The sequence below is a fragment of the Streptomyces sp. NPDC048411 genome (genome assembly GCF_040704695.1).
Classification (GTDB): domain Bacteria; phylum Actinomycetota; class Actinomycetes; order Streptomycetales; family Streptomycetaceae; genus Streptomyces.
Map to the genome: position 1 here is coordinate 1 of NZ_JBEZKL010000023.1, position 16081 is coordinate 16081.

A 16081-nucleotide genomic window follows, 5' to 3' on the forward strand; every position below is an offset into this window, starting at 1 on the left:
TTAACCGCCCCCTGGGGTGTTTTTGGTGAATTTGGGGGGGTTCCTACCGGGGCGGGGGCCCCCGCCCGGGGCGCCCCCCCCCCCGCCGGGCGGGCGCCCGCGCCCGTTCCGGCCCGTAGCTCCCCCGGTATCCTGCGGATGTCCACCATCCGAAGCCGAAGGGCACATCCGTGTGCGCCGGACCTCCTCAGGTCCCCGGCGCCGCTCGATCAGGGGAGGCCCCCGTGGCAGCCGTCATCGTCCTCGCAGCGGGTGAGGGCACCCGCATGAAGTCGAAGACCCCGAAGGTTCTGCACGAGATCTCCGGGCGCTCACTCGTCGGGCATGTCGTCACCGCCGCACGCGAGCTGAACCCCGAGCACCTCGTCGTGGTCGTCGGCCACGCGAGCGAGCAGGTCACCGCACACCTCGCCACCGTCGACAGCCAGGTGCGGACCGCCTACCAGGCTGTCCAGGGCGGGACCGGCCACGCCGTGCGCACCGCGCTCGAAGAACTCGGCGGCACCGTCGAGGGCACGGTGATCGTCGTCTGCGGCGACACCCCGCTGCTCTCCGGCGCGACGCTCACCGCGCTCGCCGCCGTCCACACCGCCGACGCGAACGCCGTCACCGTGCTGACCGCCGAGGTCCCGGACGCCACCGGCTACGGCAGGATCGTCCGCGACGCCGCAAGCGGCGCGGTCACCGAGATCGTCGAGCACAAGGACGCCACCGACGCGCAACGCGCCATCCGCGAGATCAATTCCGGAGTCTTCGCGTTCGACGGACGGCTGCTCACGGACGCCCTCGGCAAGGTCCGCTCCGACAACAGCCAGGGCGAGGAGTACCTCACCGACGTGCTGTCCATCCTGCGTGAGGCCGGGCACCGCGTCGGCGCCTCCGTCGCTGCCGACCACCGCGAGATCCTCGGGATCAACAACCGCGTCCAGCTCGCCCAGGCCCGCACCCTGCTGAACGAGCGGCTGCTGGAGCGGGCGATGCTCGCCGGCGTGACCGTCGTGGACCCGGCGACGACGCTGATCGACGCCACGGTGACGTACGAGCAGGACGCGATCGTGCACCCCGGCACCCAGTTGCTCGGCACCACACACCTCGCCGAGGACGCCGAGGTCGGCCCGAACAGCCGGCTGACGGACACCGCCGTCCACGCGGGCGCCCGCGTGGACAACACGGTCGCGGTCGGGGCGGAGATCGGCCCGGGCGCGACGGTCGGCCCGTACGCGTATCTGCGCCCCGGCACCACGCTCGGCCCGAAGGCCAAGGCCGGTACGTACGTGGAGATGAAGAACGCCACGATCGGCGAGGGCACGAAGGTGCCGCACCTGAGCTATGTCGGCGACGCGACCATCGGCGACCACACCAACATCGGCGCCGCGAGCGTCTTCGTGAACTACGACGGGGTGTCGAAGCACCACACGACGATCGGGTCACACTGCCGCACCGGGTCGGACAATATGTTTGTGGCTCCTGTCACGGTCGGGGACGGCGTCTACACCGCCGCGGGCTCGGTCATCACGAAGGACGTACCGGCCGGTTCGCTGGCCGTCGCCCGCGGCCAGCAAAGGAATATCGAGGGTTGGGTGGCCCGTAAGCGTCCGGGCAGCGCCGCCGCGCAGGCGGCTCAGGCCGCCGCGGAGGAGACCGACAGCGAAAGCTGACCGGAAACGGGTACGCCGCGCACGGCGTACCGTGATAGATGCTCACCCCATTTCGGCTGGCTCGTTGCACATCGGGACACATGCGTGCGGCGCCAGGAACACGTCTGAGGAGACTGTGCTGTGACCGGGATCAAGACGACCGGCGAGAAGAAACTGATGCTCTTCTCCGGCCGCGCCCACCCCGAGCTGGCCGAGGAGGTCGCGCACCAACTGGGTGTCGGCCTCGTGCCGACGAAGGCCTTCGATTTCGCCAACGGTGAGATCTACGTCCGCTTCCAGGAGTCCGCGCGCGGCGCCGACTGCTTCCTGATCCAGAGCCACACGGCTCCGATCAACAAGTGGATCATGGAGCAGCTGATCATGCTGGACGCGCTGAAGCGCGCGTCGGCCCGCTCCATCACGGTGATCGTGCCGTTCTACGGCTACGCCCGCCAGGACAAGAAGCACCGTGGCCGCGAGCCGATCTCGGCCCGCATGGTCGCCGACCTGATGAAGACCGCGGGTGCCGACCGCATCCTCACGGTCGACCTGCACACCGACCAGATCCAGGGCTTCTTCGACGGCCCGGTCGACCACCTCTTCGCGCTGCCGATCCTCGCCGACTACGTCGGCGCCAAGGTCGACCGCTCGAAGCTGACGATCGTCTCCCCGGACGCCGGCCGCGTGCGCGTCGCCGACCGCTGGTGCGACCGCCTGGACGCCCCGCTGGCGATCGTCCACAAGCGCCGCGACAAGGACGTCGCCAACCAGGTGACCGTCCACGAGGTCGTCGGCAACGTCAAGGGCCGGGTCTGCGTCCTGGTCGACGACATGATCGACACCGGTGGCACCATCTGCGCTGCCGCCGACGCCCTGTTCGCGCACGGCGCCGAGGACGTCATAGTGACGGCGACGCACGGCGTGCTCTCCGGCCCGGCCGCGGACCGGCTGAAGAACTCCAAGGTCAGCGAGTTCGTCTTCACGGACACCCTGCCGACCCCGGGTGAGCTGGAGCTCGACAAGATCACGGTGCTCTCGATCGCGCCGACGATCGCGCGCGCGGTGCGCGAGGTCTTCGAGGACGGCTCGGTCACGAGCCTCTTCGAGGAGCAGTAGAAACACCTGACCCAGAAGATCCACTTTGGGTGCGGCCTCCCCGCCGGGTAGACTCAGCGAGTTGCTCGGCGAGGGAGGCCGTACTCATGGGTACGGTGGTCCGTTATCGACGCGCTCTTCGTAGCAGGCCTGTCGTGGGCCGGGTGACCATCCAGTTTTCGTCACCCCACGAGGAGTGCAGTCATGGCCGAGATCAAGCTCGCCGCCCAGCCCCGTACCGAGTTCGGCAAGGGCGCCGCCCGCCGCGCCCGTCGTGACAACCAGGTCCCCGCGGTCGTCTACGGCCACGGTGCCGAGCCGGTCCACGTCACCCTCCCGGCCCACGAGCTGCTCCTTGCGCTCCGCACCGCCAACGTCCTGATCGGCCTCGAGCTCGACGGCAAGGACACGCTGGTCATCCCGAAGGCCGTGCAGCGCAACCCGCTCAAGGGCGACATCGAGCACGTCGACCTGCTGACCGTCAAGCGCGGCGAGAAGGTCAACGTCGAGGTCGCCGTGCACGTCGACGGCGAGCTGGCCCCGGGCGGCAACCTCCTCGAGTACGTGCAGAGCACCCTGCTCGTCGAGGCCGAGGCCACCCACATCCCCGAGTCCGTCACGGTCTCCATCGCGGGCCTCGACGCCGGTGACTCCATCGTCGCCAAGGACATCCCGCTGCCCGCCGGCTCCGTGCTGGCCGGCGACGAGGACGCCGTCGTGCTGCAGGTCGTCACCGCGCAGGCCGAGGAGCCGACCGCCGAGGCCGAGGCCGAGGGCGCGGAGGCCTGAGCCTCGTTCTTCCCGCTTCACCTGCTTCACTGACGGGGCGGCGGTTCCTTCCCCAGGGAGCCGCCGCCCCGTCCGCCTGTATCCGGGCCATCCGGAACCATCCGTACGCGAAGGAGACCGAGCGCAGATGTCCGACGCCACCGAACCCTGGCTCATCGTGGGCCTCGGCAACCCCGGCCCCGAGCACGCGGCGCAGCGGCACAACGTCGGCTTCATGGTCGCCGACCTCCTCGCCGAGCGGATCGGCGGGAAGTTCAAGCGGGCCCAGAAGGCGCAGGCGCAAGTCGTCGAAGGCCGCATGGGCCCGCCCGGACCGGCCAACCGCCGCGTGATCCTGGCCAAGCCGATGTCGTACATGAACCTCTCCGGCGGCCCCGTCACCGCGCTCCGCGACTTCTACAAGGTGCCGACCGATCACATCGTGGCGATCCACGACGAGCTGGACATCGACTACGGGACGCTCCGGCTGAAGCTGGGCGGCGGCGACAACGGGCACAACGGGCTCAAGTCGATGACCAAGTCGATGGGGTCCGACTACCACCGGATCCGGTTCGGGATCGGCCGCCCGCCGGGCCGGATGCAGGTCGCCGACTTCGTCCTGAAGGACTTCTCGTCCACCGAGCGCAAGGAGCTCGGCTATTTCGTGGACCGGGCGGCGGACTCGGTGGAGTGCCTGCTCGCGGAGGGTCTTGAGCGCGCACAGAGCGCGTACAACTCATGAGATAGCAGGGCGATCCTGGACCATTTCCGACATTGGTCGGACGTGAAGTTGACCGAAAGCGTTCGTCTGCCCAAGGATCGCTCCCCATGAAGCGGAGCACCTCCCACCGCGCACTGTTCTACGGCCGCAGCGCCGCCCTGGGCTGCGTCGTCCTGCTGTTGCTCGTCGCGGGCGTCCTGTCGTCCTGGTCCTCGGCGCAGCACATCGTCCTCGCCAAGGGCCGTGAGCACGGCACGATGACCGTCACCGGCTGCGGCGCCGACGTCTGCACGGGACCTTTCGCCCCCGCCGAGCACGCCACCGCGCGCTCGCGTGTGACGGTCGAGCGGTCCGTCGCGGTACAGAAGGGCGGCAGGTTCCCGGTCGTCGTGAAGCCCGGCACCGACGAGGTCGTACGCACCGGGGTGCCGGGCTTCCTGCACTCCTGGGTGCCGCTCGGCGGCGCACTGCTGCTCGCCGCCCTGATCATCGGCGGCGGCCTGCGGCTCACCCGGACCGCGTGGGGAACCGGGATCGCGGGCGCGGCCCTGCTGGTGGCGACGTTCATCGCGCTCTGAGCCTCACCCTGAGCGGCTCCCGGGCCGCGCGCTCCGAGCCCTTCCCCGGGACGCCCCGAGGCGTGGACTCCCGTACCGGAGTCGCACATTCGCCCGATCGTTACCCGGAACCATTGAGGCAGAGCGCTACACAGGGGGACGGATGCGGACACATCAAACTTGACCGGCGGAAGCAACCACACGAGGCTGGGCCGATCCCCCCACGGCATCCCTACGAGGCTTGGCCGATCCCCCCCACGGCATCCCTCATCCTCTACGTTGGACTGCCCATATGCGCATACTCATTCCCGCCGGCGCTCTGGTCACCGCGGTGACCGCCTCGATGCTGCTGGCACCTTCTGCCCTCGCGACGCCCAAGGGCGACAACGGCACGGTGAAGATCCACGACGCCAAGACCGGCGAGGAGCTTCGCAGGAACGAGCCGAAGGTCTGCTCCTTCTACCTCGACGCCTTCGGCTTCGACGCCGCCCAGAAGGTCCAGTGGCACATCGAGGCCTGGGCCAACAATGACCTGGACAAGGGCGAAACGGTCAAGACGGGCGCCTTCGCGCTCGATGGTTCCGGCCACGGCCGTACCTCCGACATGACCCTGCCCGACGGCCAGTACAAGCTGTTCTGGAACTTCGAGGGCGAGAACGGCAAGGCCAAGCACAAGGTCTTCAAGACCGACTGCGAGCCGGGCAAGCCCGGTGAGGAACCCACCAAGCCCGGCGAAGAACCCACGAAGCCCGGCGAGGAACCCACCAAGCCCGGCGAAGAGCCCACGAAGCCCGGCGAGGAACCCACCAAGCCCGGCGAAGAGCCCACGAAGCCCGGCGAGAAGCCCTCGGCCACGCCGTCCACCAGCCCGTCCGCTCCCGGCGGCGAGCAGCCGTCCGGCGCCCCGTCCCCCTCGGAAAGCACCCCGGCCGGTGCCCCGGCCACCCAGGGCGGCGCGTCCGGCAACCTCGCCGAGACCGGAAGCAGTGCCCCGGTCGGCACGATGGCGGCGGTCGCCGCGGCGCTCGCCGCGGCCGGCGGCTTCCTGGTGATGCGCCGCCGCAAGGCCCAGCAGCACTGACGTCCGCGCAGCGGAGTGCCCCCACCGGATACGTCCGGTGGGGGCACTGTCGTACTGCGGGTGAGAGGGTCAGCCGGTGTTGCGCAGACCCGCGGCGACACCGTTCACCGTGAGCAGCAGGGCCCGGGCGAGCAGCGGGTCGGCTTCCTCGCCGCGCTCGGCGGCACGGCGCTGGCGGGCCAGCAGCGAGACCTGGAGGTACGAGATCGGGTCCAGGTAGGCGTCCCGGATGGCGAACGTCTGCTGGAGCACGGGGCTGGTGCCGAGCAGCTCGGTCCCGCCGGTGACCTTCAGGACTTCCTCCACCGTGAGCGCATGCTCGGCCTCGATGTCGGCGAAGACGTGCTTCAGCTCGTCGGGGACGAGCGTGTCGACATAGTGGCGGGCGATCCGCAGGTCGGTCTTGGCGAGCGTCATCTCCACGTTCGAGATGAAGTTCCGGAAGAAGTGCCAGTGCTCGTGCATCTCGTCCAGAACGCTGTCCAGACCGGCCTCGCGCAGTGCCTTGAGCCCCGAGCCGACGCCGTACCAGCCCGGCACGATCTGCCGCGACTGGGTCCAGCCGAAGACCCACGGGATGGCCCGCAGGCCGTCGAGACCGGCGCCGGAGTCCGGGCGCCGCGACGGGCGGGAACCCAGGTGCAGCTCGGCGAGCTGGTCGACCGGGGTGGACGCGAAGAAGTACGCCGGCAGGTCCGGGTCCTCGACCAGCTTGCGATAGGCGTCGTGCGCGGCGTCGGAGACGGTGTCCATCGCCGCGTCCCAGCGGGCCAGGGCCTCGTCGGACTGGCGGGGCGCGGTGTGCAGCGCGGAGGCCTGGAGGGTGGCCGCGACGGTCAGCTCCAGGTTCTCCCGGGCGAGCGCCGGGATGAGGTACTTGTCGGAGATGACCTCGCCCTGCTCGGTCACCTTGATCTCGCCCTCCAGCGTGCCCCACGGCTGCGCGAGGATCGCGTCGTGCGAGGGGCCGCCACCACGGCCGACGGTGCCGCCGCGGCCGTGGAAGAGCCGCAGCCGAACGCCGTAGCGGTGCGCGACGTCACGCAGCCGGCGCTGCGCCCGGTGGATCTCCCACTGCGAGGTGGTGATGCCGCCGAACTTGGAGGAGTCGGAGTACCCGAGCATGACCTCCTGGACGTCGCCACGGAGCGAGACGAGCCGTCGGTACGAGGGGTCGGCGAGCATCTCGTCGAGGATCACATCGGCGGCGCGCAGCTCGTCGGTGGTCTCCAGGAGCGGCACGATGCCGATCTTGGCCCAGCCGCTGTGCAGATCGATCAGACCGGCCTCGCGGGCGAGGACGGCGGCGGCGAAGACGTCGTCGGCGCCCTGGCACATCGAGATGATGTACGACTCGATGACCTCGGGGCCGAACCGCTCGAACGCCTCCTTGACGGTGAGGAAGACACCGAGGGTCTTCGCGCCCGCGGCGTCCAGCGGGGCCGGGGTCGGGGCGAGCGGGCGGCGCGAGCGGAGCTCCTTGGCGAGCAGCTTCTGCCGGTAGTCGCGCGGCATGTCGGCGTACCGCCAGGACTCCTCGCCGAGCCGGTCGAAGAGCTGGCCGAGGGCGTGATGGTGGGCGTCCGCGTGCTCACGTACGTCCATGGTGGCGAGCTGCAGACCGAACGCGGAGAGCGTGCGGATCGTGCGGTTCATCCGGCCGTCGGCGAAGAGACCGCCGCGGTGCTCGCGCAGCGAGGTCTGGATGAGCACCAGGTCCTCGATGAGCTCGGCGGTGCCGAGGTAGTCGCAGCCGGGGCGGTGCGGGGTGCCCTTGGCCAGCCGCTCGCGGGTGTTGAGGAGCTTCTGCCGGATGCAGGTGGCCTTGAGGCGGTACGGCTCCTCGGAGTTCAGTCGCTTGTAGCGCGGGCTGATCTCGGGGAGCCGCTCCAGGTCGGCCTGGAGGGAGGTGAGCAGCTCGTCGGTGGCGCCCGTGTAGCGGATGGAGTTGGAGAGCAGTCCGCGCAGATTGTCGATGAGCTCCAGCGCGTCGGTGATGCCGTGCTCGTGCTGCAGGATCAGCACGTCCCAGGTGACGGCGGGCGTCACGTTGGGGTTGCCGTCGCGGTCGCCGCCGATCCAGGTGCCGAAGGTCAGCGGGCGGGTGCCCGCGGGAAGTTCGACGCCGACCCGCTCCAGCTCGGCGGCGAGGTCCTCGAGTACGTCCCCGACGGCGTTGGCGTGCAGCTCGTCGAGGTAGTAGATGGCGTTACGGGCCTCGTCGGCCGGCTCCGGGCGGACGACGCGCAGCTCGTCGGTCTGCCAGATGAGGTCGATGTTCTCGGCGAGCCGCAGGTCGTGGCGGCGCCGGTCGGCCTCGATGACGGGGGTATCCAGCAGCTCGGCGATGCGGCGGAGCTTGTTCAGCACGGAGCGCCGCGCGGCCTCGGTCGGGTGCGCGGTGAAGACGGGCCGTACGTTGAGGTTCTTGACGGTCGCGCGCAGGTGCTCGGGGTCCGCGTCCTTCAGCCGGTCGGCGGTACGGGCCAGCAGACCGCCCTCGGCGGCGCGCCGGTCGCGCATCTCGTGGGCGCGGTGGACCTGCTCGGTGACGTTGGCGAGGTGGAAGTAGGTGGAGAAGGCGCGCACCAGCTGCGCGGCGGTCTCCAGGTCCGTTTCGCCGAGGAGTTCGGCGGCTGCCTCGCCGTCGGTACGGGTCAGGGCGCGGACACGCTCGACGAGGTCGAGGAGTTCCTGGCTCTCCTGACGTACGAGGGTCTCGCCCAGCAGATCGCCGAGGCGTCGGATGTCGGCGCGCAGCTCGGGGCTGGCGGCGGGGGTCTGGTCGGCACTGCTCACTGTGTGCGGCTCCTTGCAGTGATTGAGGAGGTGCGTCGCGAAGCGTCTCCCCACAAGGGGGTCCGGGGACCGCGGGCACAGCGGTGCTGTCGCCGCCCCGGAAAGCAGAGTGCGGACCGCGCTGTCCGACGCTTCCAGGATAGGTGTCCGTGCCGTCGGCGTTGCCCGCAGCCCTCGTAGGCCCGGTGGAGCGGTAGCTCCGTCGGCTCAGCTCTCGTGCTGCGGGCCTCCGCGCTGCCATACTTACGAAACCGTAGGTTACGGATGCGTAGCCAGAGTTGTCCTCGTACTCCTCACCCTCCAGGGGACTTCCCATGAACACCAGCCCCGATGTGATCGACGACGCCCCGGCGGCGGCCGACGGTCCGGCAATCCCTTCCGCCACGCTCGGCGGCGACAACAAGCGGTCGATCGAACAGATCGCCCTGCTGCTGTTCATCGTGGTGCCGTTCATGGCCCTGGTCGCGGCGGTGCCGCTGGCCTGGGGCCGCGGTGTGAGCTGGCTCGATCTCGGTCTGCTGGTCGCGATGTACTTCATCGGGTGCCACGGCATCACGATCGGCTTCCACCGCTACTTCACCCATGGCTCCTTCAAGGCGAAGCGCCCGCTCCGCATCGCCTTGGCCGTTGCCGGATCGCTGGCCGTGGAAGGCCCGCTGGTGCGCTGGGTGGCCGACCACCGCAAGCACCACCGCTTCTCCGACGCCGAGGGCGACCCGCACTCGCCGTGGCGGTTCGGCGAGACGCTCCCTGCCCTGATGAAGGGGCTGTGGTGGGCGCACATCGGCTGGATGTTCGACGAGGAGCAGACCCCGCAGCAGAAATACGCCCCGGACCTGATCAAGGACCCCGCGATCCGCGGGATCTCCCGCCACTTCCTCACCCTCACGATCGTGTCGCTGGCGATCCCGCCGCTGGTCGGCGGTCTGGTGACGATGTCGTGGTGGGGAGCGGCGACGGCGTTCTTCTGGGGCTCTCTCGTGCGGGTGGCGCTTCTGCACCACGTCACCTGGTCGATCAACTCCATCTGTCATGCGGTCGGCAAGCGCCCGTTCAAGTCCCGTGACCGGTCCGGGAATGTGTGGTGGCTGGCGGTCCTCTCCTGCGGCGAGTCGTGGCACAACCTGCACCACGCGGATCCGACGAGCGCCCGGCACGGGGTGATGAGGGGCCAGATCGATTCCAGTGCCCGGCTGATCCGCTGGTTCGAGAAGCTCGGCTGGGCGTACGACGTGCGCTGGCCGGACTCCGCCCGGATCGAGTCCCGCCGGATCGACTCCCGGCGCGAGTCCGCGCACGCCGACGCGGCATGATTGACGACGTGGCGACCGACGGCAGCACGAGCAACGAGAAGAACCGTCCCTCCTCCGCCCGGCGTACCCGCCGCGTGAGGATGACCGGCAAGGAACGCCGCGAACAGTTGCTGGACATCGGCCGCACCCTCTTCGCCGACAAGGGTTTCGAGGGCACCTCGGTGGAGGAGATCGCGGCCCGCGCCGGCGTCTCCAAGCCGGTCGTCTACGAACACTTCGGCGGCAAGGAGGGCCTGTACGCCGTCGTGGTCGACCGCGAGATGCGCCAGCTCCTCGACATGGTCACCAGCGCCCTGACCGCCGGCCACCCGCGCGAACTCCTGGAACAGGCGGCGTTCGCGCTGCTCGACTACATCGAGATGTACACGGACGGCTTCCGCATCCTGGTCCGCGACTCCCCGGTCGCCCAGTCGACCGGCACGTTCGCCTCCCTGATCAGCGACATCGCCACCCAGGTCGAGGACATCCTGGGACTGGAGTTCAAGGCCCGCGGCTTCGACCCGAAGCTCGCCCCGCTGTACGCGCAGGCGCTGGTCGGCATGGTGGCGCTGACGGGCCAGTGGTGGCTGAACGTCCGCAAGCCGAAGAAGGCGGAGGTGGCGGCGCATCTGGTGAACCTGGCCTGGCACGGCCTGGAGAACCTGGAGTCGAAGCCGCGCCTGATGGGGCACCGGAAGAACTGACCCGACAGGAGCCGGCCGCACGCGGTACGCCGGTGCCGGACGGGCGGGCGGCGGGGCCGGCCCGAGCTCATCCCTCGGCGTCCCCCACCTGTTTCAATACAAGTGTGATCGAATTCGTGATCGATTGTGTGGTGCTCGGCGTCGTCGGTTCTCTCGTCGGCATGCTGATCCGCCGCAGACACCGGCGGAGGAGGGCCCGGGCGGCCGACGGAGCACCGACCGGGATCCCTTGCATGATCAAGCGGGCGTCCCACGGCAACCGCTGGCGCCCCGGGCAGCTGCTCATCAACGCGAAGCCCCTGACCTGGCGCCCCGCCTACGGCAGGTCGGCGGTCGTTCTCCCCGAGGATCTGCACCGGACCGCGGTGCGCGCGGTATCGACACGTGAGGGCCTGGTCATCAATCCGGGTTCCCGGATCGTGGAGTGCGCGTCATCGGACGGGACTGTCCTGATCGCGGTCATGCCGGTGGATCTGGAGCTGGTGACCGAGGCCGTGAGCGGCGCATAGCCCACCGTGACGCCGCACCGCTGCGGCCTCCGCGGCTTCTGTACTGCCGCCCTGCCGCTCCGAGCAGCAGAAAACCCCACTCATTATCCTTAAACACTTTAGTCCTGTGCGTTACAGCTATAGAGTCTGTGAACATCCCGGGAACAGTTCACTACGCATGTAACACATCCGTGAACTCGTTCGACCCTGTTCCACCACTTACCCCTGGGGGGGCTTTGTCTTCTGTGGAACCCACCCGGTCCGTCCCCGCGCGCCCGAAGCGCGCGCGCCGGATCGCGGCCTGTACCGCTCTTGTTCTCTCGGCCGGCATGCTGCTGGCCGCCCCGGCTTCGGCCGATGACGCTCCCGCACCGCACCGCACCGTGACCGAGCGGCCCACGTCCTCGACGGGACTGCAGCCGACCCTGACCCTGCCGAAGCACACCACCCAGAAGCAGAAGGCGGCAGCGGCGGAGGGTGCGGGCGGCGCGGTCGTTGCGGCAAAGCCTCGTGCGGACTTCGACGATGACGGCTACTCCGACCTGATCTACCGGACGTACGACGCCGAACTCTTCATCTCGCCGAGCACCGCCGATCAGGCGTATGCATTCGAGATCCCCGGCAAGGTTCCGTCGGCGCACAAGGACATCATTCCGGTCGGCGACCAGACGGGTGACGGGGTCGCGGACGTCCTGACCCTGTCGCCCTACGGCTCGCTCTCGTTCCGGGCGGGCATGTCGGCGGCGGGCACCGGCAACGCGGCCTGGACCGGCAAGGGCTGGCAGATCTACAACAAGGTCCTCTCCCCCGGTGACCTGACCGGCGACGGACGGTCCGACCTGCTGGCCCGCACGCCCGCGGGCGAGCTGTACCTGTACGCGGCCACCGGCAACACGACCACCGCCCCGTTCTCCGCGCGGGTCCTGGTCGGCAAGGGCTGGGGCACGTACGACCAGCTCATCGGGGCGAACGACGTCAACGGGGACGGCATCGCCGATCTCTACGGCCGGACCGTCTCCGGCGACCTGTACTTCTACGCGGGCACCGGCTCCAAGGCGGCCCCGTTCGCGGAACGCGTCCGGGTCGGTCACGGCTGGAAGATCTACAACCAGGTCATCGGCGTCGACGACCTGAACGGTGACGGCCGCGGTGACCTGCTCGCCCGCGCGGTGAACGGTGACGTCTTCGTCTATCTCGCCACCGGCAACGGCGGCGAACTCGCGACCCGCGTCGCGAGCGGCACCGGCCTGAACGTGGCGTCGCTCCTCGCCGGCGCCGGTGGCAACCCGGACTTCGGCAAGAACGACCTTCTCGGGCTCGACACCAAGGGCACCCTCTGGTCCTACTGGTCGCTGAACAACGGCACCCTCACCCCGCGCTACAAGTTGAGCGACGACGGCGGCTGGAAGGGTGCCAAGCCCTTCCACGCGTCCTCGCTCAACGAGAACACCCTGGTCGATCTGCTGGAGGTGTTCGACGGCGGGGTCTACAACTACAGCTACGCGCCGGGCCCCGTTCCCAAGATCAGCAGCAACTGGGGCAGCTACAACATCACGGTCGGCCCCGGCGACCTGACCGGCGACGGCAAGGGTGACCTGCTGACCCGCGACACCAGCGGCTACCTGTACGTCCACCCCGGCAACGGCACGGGCAGCGGTTTCGGTGCCCGGGTCAAGGTCGGCGGCGGCTGGAACACGTACAACGTGATCGTCGGCTCCGGTGACTTCACCGGTGACGGCCGTGCCGACATTTTGGCCCGCAACGCCGCGGGCACGCTCTACATGTACCGGGGTACGGGCGACGTGCACCGGCCGTTCCTGTCGCCGTTCCCCGTCGGCAAGGGCTGGAACACGTACGCGAAGCTGGCCACGCCCGGCGACCTCAACGGGGACGGCAAGGCCGACCTCGTCGGTGTCGACCGCAACGGCAGCCTCTACCTCTACACCTCGAACGGCAGCGGCCAGTTCACCGCCCCGGTCAGGATCGGTGGCGGCTGGGGGACGTACTCCATCCTGAACTGATCAGCGGCGCGCCATCGCATGAGCGGGGCCCTGTCACCGGTAGACCCGGTGGCGGGGCCCTCGCGCGTTCAGGCCCCCACCGGCTCCAGGAACTCCAGCCGGTTGCCCACCGGGTCGTGGGAGAAGAAGCGCCGGTGGCCCGGCAGGCCGGTGTCCCAGCGGACCTCCGCGCCATGGGCCTCCAGCCGGGACGCGTACGCCTCGATGCCCGTGACGCGCAAACCGGGATGGGCCTTCCTCGCCGGGCGGAAATCCTTCTCGATGCCCAGATGGAGCTGGACCGGGCCCGCCTGGAACCAGCAGCCCCCGCGGGCCGCCAGGACCGGGGGCTTGGGAAGCTCGGTCATTCCCAGGACGTCCACGTAGTACGTGCGCAGGGCAGGCTCCGAGCCTGCCGGGGCGGCCAGTTGGACGTGGTCCACTGCGGCGATCATCACTTCTCCTTGTGAGCGACGGCGAAGATGCGGCGGAACGGGAAGACGGTGCCGTGCGGACCCTTCGGGTACGCGGTGCGCAGCAGGTCCCGGTATTCGGCGAGGAACGCCTCGTGCGCCTCCGGGTCGTCCGCGAGCGCCGTCAGGACGGGGCGCAGGCCCGTGCCCTTCACCCAGTCGAGGGCGGCGTCCTCACCCTGGAGGAGGTGCAGGTACGTGGTCTCCCAGACGTCCGCCGTGATGCCGGGGGCCGTCAGGGCGTCCAGATAGGCGGTGGGGCTGAGGACCGCGTCGGCGTGGCGCAGGACGCCGGTCAGGCGGGAGCGCCAGCGCGGGGACTCCGCCAGTTCGCGCATCAGGGTGTGGGTGGGCTGGTCGAAGTTGCCGGGGACCTGGAAGGCGAACGTGCCGCCCGGGGTGATGCCGTTCAGCCAGTCGGGGAAGCGGCGGGCGTGGCCGGGGACCCACTGGAGCAGGGCATTGGAGACGATCAGGTCGTACGGTGCCGCCGGCGTCCAGGTCGTCGCGTCGGCCTCGGCGAAGTCCAGGAGGGGTGTGGCGTGGGCGCGGGCCTGTTCCAGCATCTGGGGGGAGTTGTCGTACCCGGTGATCCGGGCCGCCGGCCAGCGGGCCGCGAGGAGTGCCGTGACGTTGCCCGCGCCGCAGCCCAGGTCCGCGATGCGGGGCGCAGGGGCGGCCGGGGGCTCCGGGATGCGGGACAGGAGATCCTGGAACGGGCGGGTGCGGTGGTCCGCGTGGCGCAGGTACTGCTGCGGATCCCAGGCCGGTGTCGTCATGGCAGCCAGGATCGGCGGAAGTTATCTTGATGTCAAGACACTCGGATTCAAGAGACTTCATGTCGACAGACCCTTTACACTGATCCACATGGAGGACGAGGTTGACCGGCTGGTCGCTGCATGGCGTCGCGAGCGCCCCGACCTCGACGTGGAACCGCTTGAGGTGCTCAGCCGCGTCTCACGCCTGGCCCGTCACCTCGACCGGGCCCGCCGGATCGCCTTCTCCGAGCACAATCTCGAGCCGTGGGAGTTCGACGTACTGACGTCGCTGCGCCGCGCCGGGGCCCCGTACCAGCTCTCCCCCGGTCAGCTGCTCACCCAGACGCTGGTCACCTCGGGCACGATGACCAACCGCATCGACCGGCTGACCAAGAAGAACCTCGTCGAACGGCTCCCCGACCCCAGCGACCGGCGCGGCGTGCTGGTCCGGCTCACCGCGGAGGGGCGCGACAAGGCCGACCAGTCGCTGGCCGGACTGCTCGCCCAGGAGCGCGCCATCCTCGGCGAGCTCTCCCGCCACCAACGCGGCGAACTGGCCGGACTGCTACGCCAGTTGACCGCCCCGTTCGACAACATCCCCGGATAGCTCGGCCGGTCCGACACCGGCGCGTCGGGCCAGCGCCACCGCGGCCAGTGTCGAGTGCACGCCCAGCTTCCCCAGCACGTTCTGCATATGCGTACGGACCGTGTGCGGGGAGAGGTACAGCCGCTCCGCCACCGCCTTGCGGCCCAGCCCCGCCACCATGCAGCGCAGCACCTCGCGCTCACGCGGGGTCAGCGACTCGACCAGCTGCTCGCTCTCGGTGCGGTGCTTGCGGGCTGCCGTCAGCTCGCGCAGGACACCGGTGAGCAGCGCCGGAGGCAGATGCGTTTCGTCGCGGAGCACCCCCCGGATGACCGTGAGCAGCCGTTGCAGCGAGCAGTCCTTGGCGACCCAGCCGGAGGCCCCGGCCTGCAGCGCCAGCGCGGCCCGGCGCGGGTCGTCCTTCTCGGCGAGCACCACCGTACGCACGGACGGCTGGCCCGCGCGGACCCCGGCGACCAGCGAGATCCCGTCGACCGGGGCGTGTTCCCCACTTCTCGGGGCGGGGACCGGGACCGGGCCGGGGACGGTGCGTCCATTGGCCGTCGCCAGGATGCCCAGTTCGGCATCGACGAGTATCACGTCGTACCTACGGCCTTCGGCGGCCGCCCGCTCCAGACACCGAAGCGCGGCCGGGCCGCTGCCCGCCGCCGCCACCTCGACGTCCGGTTCCGCCGCGAGTGCCGCCGCGAGCGACTCGGCGAAAATGCGGTGGTCGTCCACCACGAGAACCCGGATACGAACCACAGGGACCCCCACACTGCATCAGTTCCGGGGCCACCCCAGGACCCCCCGAACGGGACGGACCAGTGCGGGCACGACGCCCGGAGCGATGAGGATGAACCGCAGTTCCACGGCCGCCGCCGTGTGCCGACTGCCACCCCGCCCCAGGGCGTCGTGCCCGACTGTCTCGTACCCCTGAATTAGCACCGGCCCCCACCGGTGCTGAGCATCAGCGTACGGCCGGAGGCCCGGAGCGGAAGGCAATTCACAGAACTGATGAACCTCGGTGTTTAGGGTGTGGTTCATGTTTCGTCTTGAGACAGAAGTAGACAAAGATCGTCGCCTTCTGCTGGGTGAGCGGCTGCACCACAGCAATACGCT

Annotated in this window: 15 protein-coding genes; 11 read left to right on the forward strand and 4 right to left on the reverse strand. The window is 69.8% G+C overall.

From position 1 onward, the window contains the following. The first annotated feature begins 224 nt into the window (after positions 1-224). From glmU to AB0915_RS11400, 6 genes are all read left to right on the forward strand, one after another. The gene (gene glmU / locus AB0915_RS11375; protein ID WP_366690857.1) at positions 225-1658 is read left to right on the forward strand and encodes a bifunctional UDP-N-acetylglucosamine diphosphorylase/glucosamine-1-phosphate N-acetyltransferase GlmU; all 1434 of its coding nucleotides are present in this window, start codon (positions 225-227) and stop codon (positions 1656-1658) included. Positions 1659-1778: 120 nt separating this feature from the next. Next, positions 1779-2753, forward strand: a complete 975-nt coding sequence (locus tag AB0915_RS11380) for a ribose-phosphate diphosphokinase (RefSeq protein WP_358857551.1) — start codon at positions 1779-1781, stop codon at positions 2751-2753. Positions 2754-2936: 183 nt separating this feature from the next. Then, on the forward strand, positions 2937-3521 hold the full coding sequence (locus AB0915_RS11385) for a 50S ribosomal protein L25/general stress protein Ctc (protein WP_366690858.1): 585 nt from the start codon (positions 2937-2939) through the stop codon (positions 3519-3521). Positions 3522-3648: 127 nt separating this feature from the next. Beyond that, on the forward strand, positions 3649-4242 hold the full coding sequence (pth, locus tag AB0915_RS11390) for an aminoacyl-tRNA hydrolase (RefSeq protein ID WP_358857553.1): 594 nt from the start codon (positions 3649-3651) through the stop codon (positions 4240-4242). An 86-nt stretch (positions 4243-4328) separates the two neighbouring features. Next, positions 4329-4799, forward strand: coding sequence for a hypothetical protein (locus AB0915_RS11395; protein WP_366690859.1), 471 nt, complete (start codon positions 4329-4331; stop codon positions 4797-4799). Positions 4800-5070: 271 nt separating this feature from the next. Continuing rightward, positions 5071-5859 (forward strand): LPXTG cell wall anchor domain-containing protein, encoded by a 789-nt coding sequence (locus AB0915_RS11400; protein ID WP_366690860.1) that lies wholly within the window; start codon positions 5071-5073, stop codon positions 5857-5859. Positions 5860-5928: 69 nt separating this feature from the next. Here the strand turns inward: AB0915_RS11400 and ppc are convergent, their stop codons facing one another. Then, positions 5929-8658: a phosphoenolpyruvate carboxylase gene (gene ppc / locus AB0915_RS11405; RefSeq protein WP_366690861.1), complete on the reverse strand. Its 2730-nt coding sequence runs from the start codon at positions 8656-8658 to the stop codon at positions 5929-5931. Between the two features lie 314 nt (positions 8659-8972). Here ppc and AB0915_RS11410 point away from each other — a divergent pair, with 314 nt between their 5' ends. From AB0915_RS11410 to AB0915_RS11425, 4 genes are all read left to right on the forward strand, one after another. Continuing rightward, a complete protein-coding gene (locus AB0915_RS11410) occupies positions 8973-9971 on the forward strand; it encodes a fatty acid desaturase (protein WP_366690862.1) in 999 nt (332 codons plus the stop codon). Next, entirely contained in the window at positions 9968-10654 is a 687-nt protein-coding gene (locus tag AB0915_RS11415; protein ID WP_366690863.1) for a TetR/AcrR family transcriptional regulator, read from the forward strand. Before AB0915_RS11410 ends, AB0915_RS11415 begins: the two co-directional genes overlap by 4 nt. A gap of 104 nt (positions 10655-10758) precedes the next feature. Then, positions 10759-11163, forward strand: coding sequence for a hypothetical protein (locus AB0915_RS11420; RefSeq protein WP_366690864.1), 405 nt, complete (start codon positions 10759-10761; stop codon positions 11161-11163). Between the two features lie 224 nt (positions 11164-11387). Next, positions 11388-13163 (forward strand): VCBS repeat-containing protein, encoded by a 1776-nt coding sequence (locus AB0915_RS11425; protein ID WP_366690865.1) that lies wholly within the window; start codon positions 11388-11390, stop codon positions 13161-13163. Between the two features lie 68 nt (positions 13164-13231). On the opposite strand, the gene AB0915_RS11430 is transcribed toward AB0915_RS11425, so the two are convergent. Continuing rightward, positions 13232-13597: a VOC family protein gene (locus AB0915_RS11430; RefSeq protein ID WP_366690866.1), complete on the reverse strand. Its 366-nt coding sequence runs from the start codon at positions 13595-13597 to the stop codon at positions 13232-13234. Then, positions 13597-14394 carry a trans-aconitate 2-methyltransferase gene (locus tag AB0915_RS11435; RefSeq protein ID WP_366690867.1) on the reverse strand — a complete coding sequence of 266 codons (798 nt, stop codon included), beginning with the start codon at positions 14392-14394 and terminating at the stop codon, positions 13597-13599. Before AB0915_RS11435 ends, AB0915_RS11430 begins: the two co-directional genes overlap by 1 nt. Positions 14395-14482: 88 nt before the next feature. Here AB0915_RS11435 and AB0915_RS11440 point away from each other — a divergent pair, with 88 nt between their 5' ends. Then, positions 14483-14980, forward strand: coding sequence for a MarR family transcriptional regulator (locus AB0915_RS11440; protein ID WP_266984776.1), 498 nt, complete (start codon positions 14483-14485; stop codon positions 14978-14980). Here AB0915_RS11440 and AB0915_RS11445 read toward each other — a convergent pair. Further along, the gene (locus AB0915_RS11445; RefSeq protein WP_366690868.1) at positions 14939-15724 is read right to left on the reverse strand and encodes a response regulator transcription factor; all 786 of its coding nucleotides are present in this window, start codon (positions 15722-15724) and stop codon (positions 14939-14941) included. The genes AB0915_RS11440 and AB0915_RS11445 overlap by 42 nt on opposite strands. Between the last annotated feature and the right edge of the window lie 357 nt (positions 15725-16081).